The following is a 14,123-nucleotide window of genomic DNA, read 5'->3' as shown; positions in this document are numbered from 1 at the left end:
TCGAAGAAGATCAGAACGAGTCGATGACGACGGGCATGGTGAACGACTGGCCGTCGCCGAACACCCCGGAGGCGGTGCTGCGCACGGCCCTGGCGTTCAGCGGGTAGCCGACGGCGGTGTCGCGGCAGTCGAGCCCGGCGCTGTTCTCCACCCGGCAGTCACGCGGGGCCGGGGGCACGAAGCAGCCGCTGCGCAGGCACTCGCCGTTGCCCGGTTCGCCGACGCGCCGGGCCTGGTAGTCGTTGTGGGCGGTGATCACCCTGGCCGGGCGCTCGACCCAGCGGCCGTCCTCGAAGTGCTCGATCTTGACCGAGGAACCGGCGTCGGAGCCGAAGAACCAGTACTCGTGCACGAACGCGGTGAGCGTCGCCCGCCAGTAGCCGTTGCCCGAGCAGCGGACCGCCTGCTTCGGCGTGACGCTCTCGGTGGGCAGCCCGCCCTGGCTGCGGCAGTCCGGCTGGGGCGCCCTCCGGGACGCCGCGGCCGCGTTGTCCGCCCGCGCCTGCGCACGGGTCTCCGGTGTCACACAGACCCGGTCGTCCGGGGTGGCCTCCCGCCAGACGTGCCCCCGGGTGCATGTGTCCGGCCCGAACGGGCCACCACCGGGTTCGCGGCGGGCATCGGCCAGGCTGTTGTCGATCCGGGTCTCCTCCCGGATCCGCGGGGTGACGCAGACCCGGTCGACAGGGGTGGCCTCGCGCCAGACGTACCCCTGGCGGCAGGTGTCCGGCCCGAACTCGCCCTCGGCCTGGGCGGGGGGCGGGACGGCGGCGAGAGCCAGTCCCGCCATCGCCGTCGCGACGGCCGTACGCATCACGGGCATCGTTCCTCCTGGTCAAGCGGCTGGTGAGGCCAGATTCCCGACCGGGGACGATGTGCGGGAGAGGGACGGACAAAGCGCGAACGACCGTCGCACAGGGGGTCCGGCGGATAGGCTGCGAGCCCGGGTTCTCGTGGAGGCTGGGTTGGCACCTGGGAAAAAAGTGGTCGACGCGTCAGACGGGCCGATCGCGGCGTTCGCCGCCGAATTACGGCAGCTCAGAGACGAGGCGGGGCGTCCCTCCTACCGCGACATGGGCAGGACGGGGAACGCGGCGTTCTCCAGCCTTGCCCAGGCCGACACCGGCTACACGTTGCCCACGAGCGAGATGGTCGAGGCCTATGTGAAGGCCTGCGGGGGCGGTCCTGAGCTCGTACAGGAGATGGAACGCCGACGGCGCAGGGCCAAAGCCGAAGACCTGGCCAGGCGACGTGAGCAGGTCCGGCCGCTGGCCGCCAGGGGACCGCTCGAAGTGGGCGGCTTCCGGCTGTGGGCCCGCCTCGGAACGGGCGCGATGGGCCAGGTCTACCTGGGCGAACGCGCCGACGGAGAGGTCGCCGCCGTCAAGGTGATCCGGCCCGACCTGGCCGACGACCCCCTGTTCCGGCGCCGCTTCGCCCACGAGGTCCGCGCGCTCTCGGCCGTCGACAGCCTCCACGTCGCCTCGTTCGTCGACGCCGATCCGGACCCCGCCGAAGGACAGCCCTGGCTCGCGGTCGCCTACGTGCCCGGTCCCTCCCTCCGCGACGCGAGCCCGCTGCCCGCACCGGTCGTGACCAGGATCGCGACCGGCCTGGCCGAGGCCCTGGCCGCCGTGCACGCGGCCGGGATCGTGCACCGCGACCTGAAACCGGGCAACATCCTGCTGACCGAAGACGGCCCGAGACTGATCGACTTCGGCATCTCCCGCTCCCTCGACGGCACCCAGCTCACCCTGACCGGCCAGCGCGTCGGCACCCCCGCCTTCATGGCTCCCGAAGAGATCGCCGACGACCGCCACACCGGCCCCGCCGCCGACGTCTTCGCCTTCGGCTCGGTTCTCGTGTACGCGCTCACTGGCCGCCCCCCATTCGGCGAGGGCCCCACCGAACAGGCCGTTCTCCGCCGCGTCGTGGAACAGCCCCCCGATCTGTCGGGCATCACCGACACGCGCCTCCGCGACCTGATCGAACGCTGCCTCGCCAAGAACCCGGACGACCGCCCGACCACCGACGACCTCCTGCGAACCTGCACAGCCCTCATCGGCGGCTCACCTGGAGCGCTCCAAGACGAGACCGCTGTCACCGTCACCCCACCCCGTCGCGAGCGCCCCCACCGAGCCGGTGTGCTGTTTCTGGTCCTGATCCCGGTGATCGTGATCTCCGTGACCGTGGTGTCGATCACCGTGATCCTGCCGCAGATCCGCTCAGAGTCGGCCTTCATCGGGGGAGACCGCCTGACTTCAGCCCCACCCGAAAGCACCCCGGCGGCCGAAGACACTCCGGCGGTGGCGAGCACCCCAACTGGAGGTACCCCGGCAGCCGAAGACACCCCGCCGGTGGCAAGCACTCCCCAGCCCTCCGACCCCGGCTCCCGCCCGGTCGAGACACCTTCGGGTGACCTGCCCGGTGAGGTGAACGAGGAGCGTCAGGTCAGACTGCACGCCACCGAACCCGGCTTCGCCTCAGTGGAAATCGACTACTGGCGCCAGGAACTGGACAACCCCACCAGCACCCCCAACGGCGATCTGTGGATGAAGACCGACCACGTCCACACCGCCAAGTCAGCCGCTCTGGCGAAGGTCGAATCCAGCCCGGACGCCACCCCCACCCGCTGCGCCCGCATCACCGCCTGGACGAACAGAGTCGACTTCGCCGACCTCCAACCAGGCGACCAACTCTGCGCCCGCAGCGCCGAGGGCCGCTACGCGATGCTCCGCATCGAATCCCTCCCCACCTCACCCCAGGGCGACGGTTACTTCGCCTTCTACGGTCGCGTCTGGAAGCAGATGCGTCAGAGCTGAAGAGGTCCTGGAGAATCCAGGACCCCTTTCAGGGTGACGGATGAAAAGGGATCAAATCAGCCGCCGCCGTTACGTAGCCGGAAATACTGTGACGTCCGATTGGGCTGTTCCCGCAGGCGGCCAGAGATGTGCGTGCAAATGTCCCGCGCGGCCGGTACGCGCCCGGGACAACTCTCCGAAACCGTGAACAGCCTTCGAGCAGCCGAGTCCCAGTCACCGTCACACGCTCACTCGGTGCCGAGTCCCCAATCAGCCAGGTGAGGCTCGACGTTGATCCGGGTCACGCCGTCGTCCGGGTGCACGATCGGCCCGGCCGGCTGGAACGCGGCGAAGTCGGTCGTCTCGCGGAAGGCCGGGATCCGGTAGAGGTCACGGGCGTAACGCCACAGGTTCGGATAGTCGGTCAGCCGGCGCTCGCTGATGCCGTTGCGGGGATTGGTCAGCAGGTCGAAACGGACCAGCGCCACGAACAACTGCACGTCAGACGCGGTGACGTCGTCACCGAACAGATAACGCGAGCCAGCCAGGCGGGCGTCGAAACGGTCGAGCGTCGCGATCACAGCGGCCCGCCGCTCCTCGTACTCCTCCTGCGTGGCCGCCCGGCCCACCCCGTGCGCGGCGAGACTGAAGTCGCGGGCGATCTCCTCGTCGAAGGCGATGATCTCGGCGCGCGATGCCTCCGGATAGAGGTCCAGCCCGGTCCCGCCGAACTGGGTGCCGAGATCGATGGGGATCTCCGGATAGTTGTTGCTGACGACCGTGCCGGTCTGCCGGTCCCACAGCGTCGGGACGGAGATGTGGCCGGGGTAACCGGCCTCGGTCGCCTCGTAGGCCTCCGCCAGGAAGCTGAACCCGTTGACGGGATCGGGCCCGCGGTTCTCCCGGAACGCCCACCCCCGGGAGTCACGCGCGTCATCGAGGTAGGACAGAGACACCACCTCCTGCAGCCCGGCCAGGTCACGGATGATCGCCACGCGCTGAGCCCACGGGCAGACGTAAGCGAGATAGAGGTGGTAGCGCCCAGGCTCGGCGAGGTACCCGCTGGAACCGTCGGCGGTGATCCGGTTCTGGAACGGATAGACGGGACGGTCGCTCACGCGGTCGAGACGGCCCGGCCCATAGGGCCCGAAGGTGGCGACGTCGACGGGACCGGCGTAGACAGGTGCGTAAGTAGTCACGGAGTCTCCTCGGAACGACTATTTGCACAAAACCTACCAAATATATAGGCTTTTGGCATGAGGCAAGTGCTCGTCAGCGCCCAAGACGTGGCCGCTGAGCGGCCGTTTCTCATCGACGTGACAGTCCGGCTCGCGAAGCCGGAGTTCGACGGCGACTACCGCGCGGAGTCCGGCGCCGTCACATGGCGAGCCGGGCACATCCCCGGCTCGATCCACGTAGACCTGCTCACCGAGCTGGCAGGCCCACCCCAGCCCTACCACTTCCCCCACCCCGACCCGGAAACAGTCCGCCGAGAACTCACCCGCATCGGCGCGACCCCCACCGACCGCATCGTCTTCACCGACGACGGCTCCATGCAATGGTCGGCCCGCGCCTGGTGGACCCTGCGCGACGCGGGCATGGACGCCCACATCCTCGACGGCGGCCTCCGAACCTGGACCGACGAGGGCCTTCCACTCGCCTACGGCGACCCGAAGCCGCTACCTGCGACGAGCCGACGACTCCCGAGCGGCGAGGGCGGCCTCCCCGAACCAGGAGGCACAGAGCCGTTCCCGCCTGCGGAGAGCCGCGGACTCTGGGCCGACAAACAGGATGTGCTGGACATCAGCCAAGGTCGGCGCCCCGGGACGCTGGTGTGCGCGCTGAGCGCCGGACACTTCAACGCCACGGTGCCCACCCGCTATTCGCGCCGAGGACACATCCCCGGCAGCGTGAACCTCCCCGCCGGAGACATCGAGGACCTGACCACACCGGCCGTCCTCACCGAGCCCGTGGTCGTCTACTGCGGCGGCGGCGTCTCCGCCTGTGTGGTCGCGATCGCGCTGGTCCGCGCGGGTCATCGCGACGTCAGGGTGTACGACGGCTCGCTCGAAGAATGGACCGCCGACCCCACCCTCCCCCTGAACGTGTGACCGAAAGGAACGACCATGCCGCTGCCCACCGCCGAAGACGTCGCGGGGGCGCTGGAGGAGCTGCGCTCCCAGGTGCCGCTCGTGCAGTCCCTCACCAACATCGTGTCGGCCAACTTCCTCACCAACGTCCTGCTGGCCGCCGGCGCGACCAACGCCGTCATCGACAACCCGCACGAAGCGGAGTTCTTCGCCACGATCGCCGGAGCCGTACTGATCAATCTGGGCACCCCCACCGACTTCCAGGCCGAGGCCTTCACCCTCGCCGCGAAGTCGGCCCATGAGTCCGGACGCCCGTGGGTCCTCGACCCGGTCGGCGTAGGCGGCCTGCCGTGGCGGACGAAGCTCGCCGTCGACCTGCTGACCCACCGCCCGACGGCCATCAGAGGCAACGCCGGCGAGATCGCCGCCGTCGCCGGCCAGAGCGGCGCGACCAGGGGCGTGGACAGCGTGGCCGAAGCCGCCGACGCCGTCCCCCTGGCGCTCAAACTGCTCGACATCAGCGAAGCGGTCTCCGCCTCCGGCCCCGTGGACTATGTGTCAGGTCGTACACGAGAAGGAGACATCGGAACCGTCCGGGTGCACGGAGGCAGCGCCCTCCTGCCCAAGGTGACCGCGACCGGCTGCTCCCTGGGCGCACTGTCGGCCGCCTACCTCGCCGTGACCGATCCGTTCACCGGCCTGGTCGCCGCCCACACCCACTTCTCCGTCGCTGCGGAAGTGGCCGCCCGCGCCGCGGCCGGCCCCGGCACCTTCGTGCCCTTGTTCTTGGACGCCCTGGCCTCGACCACCCCCGGCGACCTCCGCGGCAAGGGCCATATCGAGCCGCATGACCAGCTCGTATGAGCATCAAGACCCTGTGGTACCTGACCCCGGCCGACGGCGAGTACCCGTGGAGTCCCGGCGGCCTCCACCCCTTCAACCCCGCCCGCTACCTGGAACTGGCGCGGACCATCGACCGGAGCGGGTTCCACGGGGCACTCGTGGCCACCTGGCCGAACGACCCGTTCGTGTCGGCCGGTTTCGCCGCCGCGCACACCACCTCGATGCGCTTCCTGATCGCGGTCTACGCCCGGATGATCCCGGCCCGGCTGCTCGCCGAGAAGGCGTTGGCCTTCGACGCCTTCAGCGGTGGCCGACTGCTGATCAACTCGGTCAACGGCCGCGACAACATCCTCGTGAAGTACGGCATGGACACCGACCACGACGAGCGCTACGCCCTCGGCAAGGACTACTGGAGCGAGTTCCGCCGCCTCTACGCCGAAGGCGCCGACTCCAACTTCCCCAACACCCCCCTGCGCATGGAACCGACCCATCCGGGTGGCGTGCCGGTGTGGGGCGCGGGCGACTCAGAGGCCGGCCTGGCCTCCTCGGGGGAGGTCCTGGACACCTACCTGACGATGATGCGCCAGCCCACGTTCCTGGCCGAGAAGTTCCAGGCCGCCCGAGACTCGGCCCGTGCCCACGGCCGCACCCTGACCGACTTCGGCGCCCTCGCGGGCGTGGTCGTCCGCCCGACCGAACGGGAGGCCCTCGACCGCTTCCGCTCCCAGTTCGAGGAGACGGGCGTCGACCAGATCACCGACATCCTGGACGGTGCCGTCCGCCGCCGCACCCACGGTGCTCAGGACCTGCGCACCTTCACCGCGCGCGACCCCCTCCGCCAGAAGTGGGTCGACACCATCCTCGACGGACGCCTCCCCGACCCCCGCGACCTGGCCCTGGGCGACGGCCTGTACGCGGGCATCACCGCCTGGTCACCACTGGACATCTTCAGCACGGGCTCATCGGCCGTCTACCTCGTCGGCACCCCCGACGCCATCACCACCCGGGTGGCGGACCTGCGCGAACGTACCGGACTGTCGGCCCTCATCCTGGCCGGCTGGCCCCTGACCGAGGAAGCGGCGCAGGTCGCCGAACACCTGCTGCCCCGCTTCGCTGCCATCACCTGACCTGCCCGACTCCGGCGGCGATGGCGTTCCACAGACCGCTCCCGCCGGCACGACGTCGTCGCGAACGGCACGGATCGCATGTGCGGAACGACCACCGCGCACCGCACCGACCGGCAGGTCCCGATCTTCGGCAGCGGGAATCCGAGCCCATCCTGAGCAAAGCGGCGTCGCGGATGTCCTAAGCGAATTCGCCCTCAGTGAGTGGTCGGCGTGGCGGTGCGGGCAGCAACGTCATGCCACCCAGTAACCAGTCGGCCAGCTCGTCACGCTCCACGATGATCAGCGGTTGCCGGGCCGCCGCGGCCTCCGCCTTCGCCTGCCGGGTCAGTGTGCCCGAGGTGACCAGAATGCCTGTATGCCCCGAGAACGCATTGGCCAGCGCTCCAAGGAAGTTCCGCACCTCGGGCGCGCCCACGGTGCCCCGATACCGCTTGCACTGAACGGCGTAGCGACCATGACCGAACGCGTTGGCCGTGATGTCGACCCCGCCGTCACCGGTGCCGCCGCGCCGGGCGACCTGGCGGAACCCGTCGGAGTGCAGCCGCTCGGCGATCAGGCGCTCGAACTGCGGACCGGTGAGCCGGTCGACCCGCTCCAGCTCCGTATTCGCGGCCAGGAACCGCCGCCGATCGGCCTCGATGATCCGATGCCGTAAGTAGAGCCCCCCGCCGGTCACCGCCAGGAGCACGACGGCGATGGCGATGGCCCACCCCGGGTAGGCACTGACGAACCGCCACAGCGCGACCCCCACCACGACGACGACCACCGCGACCAGGAGCCAGAGCTCCTCGCCACGGCCTTTCCTCTTCCGCCCGTTTCTCCGCCTCGCCACGGAACCCCCTTAGACAGACGCCCTTGAGGGTGAGTGTGGACTCTGCCACCGACAAAAACGCGACCGCCGCGAAACTCTCGATCGCTGGTGATTGATAAGTAACCCCGAGAGTTGACATGTGCCCATTTGCGGTCATCGAACCGTATGCCCAGGGGCAGTCCACGCATATCTCCACAAAGCGCGCCCAGGATGGAGCGGAACGGGCCGTGGCTGAGGAATTCACCCATTCCGAGAATCGCCGGCACTGGTTCGCGACCCGCTCGATTCCATGCGGCTTTCATCGCCATCGTGTAGGTACATCCCGGCGAACCGGCGAGGCCGCGTTCACTCGCCGCATTCCTCAAGGCCGTCGTCGCCCTTGCCTTTGACGTATAGGTCAGGGGTTAACCTCGCGCAGCCCTGCCCCGATCGAGCCACGCGAGGAGCTCTCATGCCCGATACATCCCGTGAAGTCCGACTGGCGACACTGCCCTCCGGATTGCCCAGGCCGCAGGACTTCGCTGTCGTAGAGACGCCCATGCCGGTGCCGAAACCCGGCCAGGTCCTGGTCAGGAACCGCTTCTTCCACGTCTTCGCGGCGCTGCGGACGCTGATCGGCGGAAGCGTGCCAGGCGCGCCCTTCCCCGGCCTCAGCCCCGGCGACACCCTGTTCGGCGCCGCGATCGGCGAGGTCGTCACCGCAGACGGGGACGACGGGCCGCGCCCCGGCGAGTGGGTCTCCCACTGGCTGGGCTGGCGTGAGTACGCGGCGGTGCCGGTGGCCGAATGCACGCCACTGGGCGACACGTTGCAAGATCCCGTCGCGCACCTCGCCCAGGGACGGACCGCCTACGGGGCGCTGACACGGGGCGCGGAGGTTCGTCCGGGCGACACCGTGTACGTCTCCGGCGGCGCGGGCTCGGTGGGTTCGATGGCCGGTCAGATCGCCCGGCTGCTCGGCGCCGGCCGGGTGATCGGCAGCACCGGGTCGCCGGCGAAGGCCGGGCGTATGCGCGCCGAACTCGGCTACGACGAGGTCCTGATCCGCGGCTCGGATCCCATCGCCGACCAACTGGCCAAGGCCGCCCCGGACGGTGTCGACGTCTTCTTCGACAACGTCGGCGGCGAGGAACTGCGGGCGGCCGTCGGCGCGGCGAACAAGTGCGCGCGTTTCGTTCTGGTCGGGGCGCTTTCCGGGCAACTCGCCGAGGAGGGCACAGGCACCACGTCTCCGGTCGAACTGGACTCCTTCCAGCTTCTCATCAGGCAGGTCACGCTGCGCGGCTACAGTCCTCAGGGCGACCCCGGAGTGCGGGGGGAGTGGCTCGACCGGTTCGCCGGATGGTTGGGGTCAGGACAGATCACCTTCCCGTACGACCGCGTCGAGGGCATCCAGAACGCGCCGGTGGCGTTGCACGACATGCTCACCGGCCACCACTTCGGGACGGTCGTGGTGGCACTTTAGGAGGACCGATGCGGATCGGTGACGCGGCGGCGGCGGCCGGAACCACACCCCGCGCCCTGCGGTTCTACGAGCAGAGCGGCCTGCTGTCCCCGCCGCGCCGATCGGTGGCCGGTCAGCGTGAGTACGACCGGCGTGACGTCGCCCGCGTCCGCGTCATCAGGGAACTGCTCTCGCTCGGGCTGACCGTGGCCGACCTGCGTCACTGCGCCGACCGGCTGGACCTGCTCGAAGGGGACGCGCTGCCCCCGTACGGAGAACCGGGCGTGTGCGCCAAGCCAGACGGCATCGCGCGCCGTCGGATCGCCGCCCTTGACGAGGAGATCACCCGACTGGCGAGGCTCCGCGACGGACTGGCGGCCCGGATTGGGAATGATGTCCGGGAGTGATCTTCGAGAGGAGCCGGATATGCGGATCGGTGTTGTTTTTCCCCAGTCGGAAATCGGGGGCGATGTGGGCGCGGTGCGCGCCTACGGAAAGCGGGTGGAGGAACTCGGCTTCGGGCACGTGCTGGCCTACGACCATGTGCTCGGCGCCGATCCAGCCGTCCACCAGAACTGGAGCGGCCCCTACGACGTCAACACGACCTTCCACGAGCCGATGGTCCTGTTCGGCTATCTGGCCGCGCTGACCTCGCTGGAACTGGTGACCGGGATCATCATCCTGCCGCAGCGCCAGACGGCGCTGGTGGCCAAGCAGGCGGCCGAGGTCGACATCCTGACCGGCGGAAAGTTCCGGCTGGGCGTGGGCTTGGGCTGGAACAAGGTCGAGTACGAAGCGCTGGGCCAGGACTTCACGACCAGGGGCCGCCGCATCGACGAACAGGTCCCCTTGCTGCGCCGCCTCTGGACCGAACTTTCGCTCAGCTTCACCGGCGAGTTCGACCAGGTGACCGGCGCGGGTCTGGCCCCGCTGCCGGTGCAGCGCCCGATCCCGATCTGGTTCGGCGCACAGTCGGCTCCTGCCTACCGCCGCGTGGGCCGCCTCGCCGACGGCTGGTTCCCGCAGGTGTCTCCCGGCCCCAAACTGGCCGAGGCCAAGGCCGCTGTGGACGAGGCCGCGACGTCGGCAGGCCGCGATCCGGCCGCGCTCGGCATGGAGGGCCGCCTGTCCTGGCAGGGAGACCCGGAGGCCCTCGCCGACCTGGCCGGGCAGTGGCGCGAACACGGCGCGACCCACATCTCGATCAACACGATGAACGCCGGCCTACGCACCGTCGACGACCACCTCGCCGCCCTGGAGACGGCCGCCGGCGTTCTCCTGCGCCCCGGCATGTGACGGTATGAGCGACACGACGTGGAAGCACGTGGCGGACCTGGTCCGGTGGCTGGACGCGAAGAACGGGACGGCGGACCCGGAGCCTCTGCTTCGGGTCCTCAAGGTCCAGGAGGAGGCGGGCGAGGTCGCGAGCGCGGTGATCGGGATGATCGGCCAGAACCCGCGCAAGGGCAGGACCCACACGGCCGACGACGTCGCCGCCGAACTCTGCGACGTCGCCCTGAGCGCGCTGGTCGCGCTGGCCTCGTACACGACCGATTCTCGGGCGACGTGGGAGGCCCACGTCGCCAAGGTGGCCGCGCGGGCGGGCTCAGCGGCAGACCGATGAGGCGGCGCCCTCGGTCAGCCGCCCGGTGGCCGCCCGTGACAGAGCCGCCGAGAAGGTGCCGTAGTAGTCGTCGCCGACATCGGTCACCGCCCCGGTCACGATGGCCCGCGCGCACCGCCGGAAGACCTCGCTGAACCTGCTGTAGTGCGGGATCGGCGGGCGTAGCCCGGCCTCGCCGATGGCGTCGCGCACGGTGGTGGCCAGGACGCCGAACTCGGCCCGGTAGCTCGTCGCGTCGGGGGAGTCGCCGAGGTTGAGGCAGGCGTCGGCGGTGGTGAAGCCCAGCCCGGCGTAGGTGTCGAGGTCGTACGACTCCGACAGGACGGGGGCGTAACTCCCGCAGGTGAACAACTCGGCTTGGGTCTGCGGCGCGGTCAGATGATCGACCAGGACGCGGGCGGCCGCCGCGCGGGCGTCGTCGAGCCCACTGGAGATCGCCAGAACCGACCCGCCGAGCACACCGCCGGGCACCGGCTCGATCGTGAACGACAGACGGCGGTCCTTGGTACGGAACCGGTCGCCCGCGGCCAGCGCGCCGAAGGACGACGGCCAGTTCCGCATCACCACCGGCCCCTTGGAGAGCCGGAACTCCTCGACGCTGTCGCGCTCCTTGTAACCGGCCGACCTGCGCATACCCGGGGTGTCGTCTCGATAGAGGCGCGCCCACCGGCTGAGACCGGGCTGGAACGCCCGCCGTAACGCGGCCGCGCCCGGCACCTCCTCACCGAAGTTGGCCAGGTTGCCCAGCCCGATGGCCTCCATGAGGTTGACCGAGGCCCCTTCGTAGTCGTCGAGCTGCACGATCACCGTGCCCTCGGCCCGGCTCTCCGGTACGGGCTCCCGGCTCCAGGCCCGCCGGACGAGGTCGGCCGTGTCGCCACGCGAGTAGAGCAGCGGAACATCGGCCGCGAACGGCACACCGTACTGACGACCCTGGTAGACGCCCGCCTCCACAGTGCGGGGCAGGAACGAGCGGCCGGGCGGCAGAGTCACCTCGGCTATCGCCCCGGAGGCGGCGAACTCGGCCAGGTGGGCCACGTCGAGGATCAGGATGTCGAACGGACAGTCGCCGACGGAGGCGGCCATCTCGACCCGCTTGTCGTCGGTGACGGGCGAGATCTGCGTGAACGCGGCCCGGAAGCCGTTGTCGCTCCAGGCCTTGATGATCCGGGCCCGCTGCTGGTCGATGCTCTCGTCCCATCCCGCGGCGACGGTCAGCGTGCCCCCGGCGGCGGCGCACCCGGAGGTCCCGGCGGGCTGCCAGGCCGGCCCGAAGACGAGCCACCCGACCAGCGCCCCCACCAGGGCCCCGGCCAGCAGCCTGACCGTGGCGGCCCGCGGACGGCGGATCATCGTTTCCTCGCCCAGGTCAGCAGCTGTCCGACGTCGAGGTCGCTGACGCAGGTCACCGGGGCGTCCCGGGCCGCGTCCCCGGGTTCGGGGAGGGCCTCCGGACAGGGTGAGGAGCCGACGTTGACGATGGCCAGCCGCGATTCCGTGGCCAGCCCGCGCACCCGCCGCTGGAGATCGGCCACGGAGTCACTCAGATCGGCGGCGGTGCCGGGAGCCGTGTCGGTGATCGCCACGAACACGTCGGCGTCCGCGCGGGCGGACGCCAGCAGTTCGACGGCGGTGTCGAGCTTGAGGTCCCAGTCACGGGGCATCCACTGCTGCACGTACCGGCGGATGTTGTCCGATTGCAGCGCGGCGGTCTCCAGGGTGTACTCCTGCCGGATCTCAGGCTGCCCGTCACCTCCACCGGCGAGACGACGCGGAACGGTGAGCGAGACCTCGTCGGTCGAACGCAGCTCGTCCAGGATCTTCTCGACCGCCTCGATGCCGTCGGCCAGATGACGACGCATCGACCCCGACCCGTCGAGCAAGAGGGCGATGGCGACGCTCTGCTCCGCCTGCGCGGCGGAGGCCAGCGCCGCACGCAACTGGGCGGGCGTCCCCGAAGGAGACGCGGCGGCCGGGGCCGGCGGCCCGAAATGACGCCCCCGCAACCGCTGCTCGGTCACGAGCCACCGCGCGAGCGCCCGGACCGCTTCGGCACGCGCCGCCCCACGCCGGTCGGGCCAGGTCAGCAACACCGCCGGATAGTCGAGCCGCCCCAGCGGCGCAACCACCGGCAGCGGCTCCCATTGCCCCGGCCCCAGCGCCTCCGGGCACCGGTCGCGCAGCCCTTCCTGATACTGACGGCGCAGATGGTCGGGCACGACCAGGGCGGAGCGCCGCAACTCCTCACTGGCCTCGGAGGAGGTGGTGGCGGGCCCGAGCATGGTCCCTTTCCGGTACGCGCACAGCAACTCCAGCGGATCGGTGAACCGGCGGCTGTCGGCCGCACGCAACACCTCCTCGGCCGCCTCGGTGGACCCGAAAACGGCAGACTCCCCGATCATCGGCATGGCGGCGAGCCCCGTACCGGAAATGAGAGGATCAGGCCGCTGAACCTTCCGCCCCTCCGAAGTGAAATGCCGCAGCAGCAGATCCCGGGTCTCCCCGGCCCCCTCGGCGTTGGCCGCGGCGAGAGTGTCCTGAAGGATCCGCCGCTGCGCCTCCGGCACCGCCAGCACCAGCTCATCGGTGGCCACCGACCCGAGCCGCTCCGCCGCCACCCCATGAGCCACACTCGTCCCCGCCAGCACCGCGTCCGCCACCGCGGAACTCTCCGCCACCCACAGATCAGGTCGAGGCCCCAGCAACCGCACCCCGTCGGCGGTACGCCACCCGGCCGCCAGCGCATCCCCGATCCGCGCCACCGGGGGAGCCCCCCGCACCCCCACCCGAACGGAAGGACACCCGGCGATGGCCAGCCCCGCCTCGTGCTCGCGGGCCATCGCCGCGAAGTCGTCCACATCCTCGGGCGGCACCATCGCGGTAAGTTCGAGCGGCGGCGCACAGGGATCGTTGCGCAACGCCAGCCAGCGATCGAAAGTCAGCCCCAGCGACACCACCCCCATCGCGGTGACCACCACGAGCAGCCAGAGCAACCCCGGCCAGGCCTTCCCCCAGAGCCCAACGAACCGGTTCCGCACTCCTGCCCGGCTCATCCCCCAGCCGACGGTCAGCCCGACCAGCAACACGAACCCGGCCGCCGTGGCGACCTGAGCCGCCCAGGGGTCGTCGCCGACGAGTTGCTTGAGTACCGCGTTGCCCCCCGCGACCAGGGTGCCGATAGCCGCGACGACCGCAGCGGCGGCCTCCAGCACCCTGACCGCCCGACCGAGCCGCGTCGGCCGCTCCTCGCCCTCGGCGGGGGGCGTGGACTCGGTCATGGCTCGACATCTCCCTCACGACATTCACGGCCTGGGCATCAGCCCCATCCTGCCCCGTGAGAAGCGTGCGACAAATGGTTATCGATCAACTCGTATCATGCGTTC

Annotated in this window: 13 protein-coding genes; 8 read left to right on the top strand and 5 right to left on the bottom strand. The window is 70.3% G+C overall.

From position 1 onward, the window contains the following. Positions 1-10 precede the first annotated feature (10 nt). A complete protein-coding gene (locus AW272_RS12010; protein ID WP_066363812.1) occupies positions 11-823 on the bottom strand; it encodes a hypothetical protein in 813 nt (270 codons plus the stop codon). Positions 824-1,148: 325 nt separating this feature from the next. Here AW272_RS12010 and AW272_RS12005 point away from each other — a divergent pair, with 325 nt between their 5' ends. After that, positions 1,149-2,822 carry a serine/threonine-protein kinase gene (locus tag AW272_RS12005; protein ID WP_439649146.1) on the top strand — a complete coding sequence of 558 codons (1,674 nt, stop codon included), beginning with the start codon at positions 1,149-1,151 and terminating at the stop codon, positions 2,820-2,822. Between the two features lie 227 nt (positions 2,823-3,049). On the opposite strand, the gene AW272_RS12000 is transcribed toward AW272_RS12005, so the two are convergent. Continuing rightward, positions 3,050-4,000, bottom strand: coding sequence for a glutathione S-transferase C-terminal domain-containing protein (locus tag AW272_RS12000; protein WP_066363809.1), 951 nt, complete (start codon positions 3,998-4,000; stop codon positions 3,050-3,052). Between the two features lie 57 nt (positions 4,001-4,057). Here AW272_RS12000 and AW272_RS11995 point away from each other — a divergent pair, with 57 nt between their 5' ends. The 3 genes from AW272_RS11995 to AW272_RS11985 are packed head-to-tail and all read left to right on the top strand — an operon-like array spanning position 4,058 to position 6,861. Next, the gene (locus AW272_RS11995) at positions 4,058-4,912 is read left to right on the top strand and encodes a sulfurtransferase (RefSeq protein ID WP_066363807.1); all 855 of its coding nucleotides are present in this window, start codon (positions 4,058-4,060) and stop codon (positions 4,910-4,912) included. 15 nt (positions 4,913-4,927) lie between these two features. Beyond that, on the top strand, positions 4,928-5,755 hold the full coding sequence (thiM, locus tag AW272_RS11990) for a hydroxyethylthiazole kinase (RefSeq protein ID WP_066363806.1): 828 nt from the start codon (positions 4,928-4,930) through the stop codon (positions 5,753-5,755). Continuing rightward, entirely contained in the window at positions 5,752-6,861 is a 1,110-nt protein-coding gene (locus tag AW272_RS11985; RefSeq protein WP_066363804.1) for an LLM class flavin-dependent oxidoreductase, read from the top strand. Before thiM ends, AW272_RS11985 begins: the two co-directional genes overlap by 4 nt. 178 nt (positions 6,862-7,039) lie before the next feature. Here the strand turns inward: AW272_RS11985 and AW272_RS11980 are convergent, their stop codons facing one another. Further along, the gene (locus AW272_RS11980) at positions 7,040-7,693 is read right to left on the bottom strand and encodes a restriction endonuclease (RefSeq protein WP_083958230.1); all 654 of its coding nucleotides are present in this window, start codon (positions 7,691-7,693) and stop codon (positions 7,040-7,042) included. Between the two features lie 268 nt (positions 7,694-7,961). Between AW272_RS11980 and AW272_RS11975 the strand changes: the two genes are divergently transcribed. From AW272_RS11975 to AW272_RS11960, 4 genes are read left to right on the top strand one after another with little or no spacing between them, the layout of a single operon-like run. Beyond that, positions 7,962-9,137, top strand: a complete 1,176-nt coding sequence (locus tag AW272_RS11975) for an MDR family NADP-dependent oxidoreductase (protein WP_369408728.1) — start codon at positions 7,962-7,964, stop codon at positions 9,135-9,137. Positions 9,138-9,145: 8 nt separating this feature from the next. After that, positions 9,146-9,523 carry a MerR family transcriptional regulator gene (locus AW272_RS11970; RefSeq protein ID WP_066363797.1) on the top strand — a complete coding sequence of 126 codons (378 nt, stop codon included), beginning with the start codon at positions 9,146-9,148 and terminating at the stop codon, positions 9,521-9,523. A gap of 19 nt (positions 9,524-9,542) precedes the next feature. After that, positions 9,543-10,412, top strand: coding sequence for an LLM class F420-dependent oxidoreductase (locus AW272_RS11965; RefSeq protein WP_066363795.1), 870 nt, complete (start codon positions 9,543-9,545; stop codon positions 10,410-10,412). A 4-nt stretch (positions 10,413-10,416) separates the two neighbouring features. Beyond that, on the top strand, positions 10,417-10,740 hold the full coding sequence (locus AW272_RS11960; RefSeq protein WP_066363794.1) for a MazG-like family protein: 324 nt from the start codon (positions 10,417-10,419) through the stop codon (positions 10,738-10,740). Here AW272_RS11960 and AW272_RS11955 read toward each other — a convergent pair. Then, the gene (locus AW272_RS11955) at positions 10,723-12,093 is read right to left on the bottom strand and encodes an extracellular solute-binding protein (RefSeq protein WP_066363792.1); all 1,371 of its coding nucleotides are present in this window, start codon (positions 12,091-12,093) and stop codon (positions 10,723-10,725) included. The two genes, AW272_RS11960 and AW272_RS11955, sit on opposite strands and share 18 nt — an antisense overlap. Then, positions 12,090-14,018 carry a VWA domain-containing protein gene (locus tag AW272_RS11950; RefSeq protein ID WP_066363791.1) on the bottom strand — a complete coding sequence of 643 codons (1,929 nt, stop codon included), beginning with the start codon at positions 14,016-14,018 and terminating at the stop codon, positions 12,090-12,092. Before AW272_RS11950 ends, AW272_RS11955 begins: the two co-directional genes overlap by 4 nt. Positions 14,019-14,123: the final 105 nt, after the last annotated feature.

It is taken from the genome of Herbidospora mongoliensis, from assembly GCF_001570545.1.
Classification (GTDB): domain Bacteria; phylum Actinomycetota; class Actinomycetes; order Streptosporangiales; family Streptosporangiaceae; genus Herbidospora; species Herbidospora mongoliensis.
The sequence above is the reverse complement of the archived record's forward strand: the minus strand, read 5'-3'. Positions and strand labels throughout refer to the sequence as shown.

Bases quoted from the DNA above. Each gene is read 5' to 3' on its own strand.
- AW272_RS12010 (WP_066363812.1), bottom strand. From the start codon at position 823: ATGCCCGTGATGCGTACGGCCGTCGCGACGGCGATGGCGGGACTGGCT.
- AW272_RS11955 (WP_066363792.1), bottom strand. From the start codon at position 12,093: ATGATCCGCCGTCCGCGGGCCGCCACGGTCAGGCTGCTGGCCGGGGCC.
- AW272_RS11965 (WP_066363795.1), top strand. From the start codon at position 9,543: ATGCGGATCGGTGTTGTTTTTCCCCAGTCGGAAATCGGGGGCGATGTG.
- AW272_RS11970 (WP_066363797.1), top strand. From the start codon at position 9,146: ATGCGGATCGGTGACGCGGCGGCGGCGGCCGGAACCACACCCCGCGCC.
- AW272_RS11985 (WP_066363804.1), top strand. From the start codon at position 5,752: ATGAGCATCAAGACCCTGTGGTACCTGACCCCGGCCGACGGCGAGTAC.
- AW272_RS11975 (WP_369408728.1), top strand. From the start codon at position 7,962: ATGCGGCTTTCATCGCCATCGTGTAGGTACATCCCGGCGAACCGGCGA.
- AW272_RS11960 (WP_066363794.1), top strand. From the start codon at position 10,417: ATGAGCGACACGACGTGGAAGCACGTGGCGGACCTGGTCCGGTGGCTG.
- AW272_RS11995 (WP_066363807.1), top strand. From the start codon at position 4,058: ATGAGGCAAGTGCTCGTCAGCGCCCAAGACGTGGCCGCTGAGCGGCCG.
- thiM (WP_066363806.1), top strand. From the start codon at position 4,928: ATGCCGCTGCCCACCGCCGAAGACGTCGCGGGGGCGCTGGAGGAGCTG.
- AW272_RS11950 (WP_066363791.1), bottom strand. From the start codon at position 14,018: ATGACCGAGTCCACGCCCCCCGCCGAGGGCGAGGAGCGGCCGACGCGG.
- AW272_RS12005 (WP_439649146.1), top strand. From the start codon at position 1,149: ATGGTCGAGGCCTATGTGAAGGCCTGCGGGGGCGGTCCTGAGCTCGTA.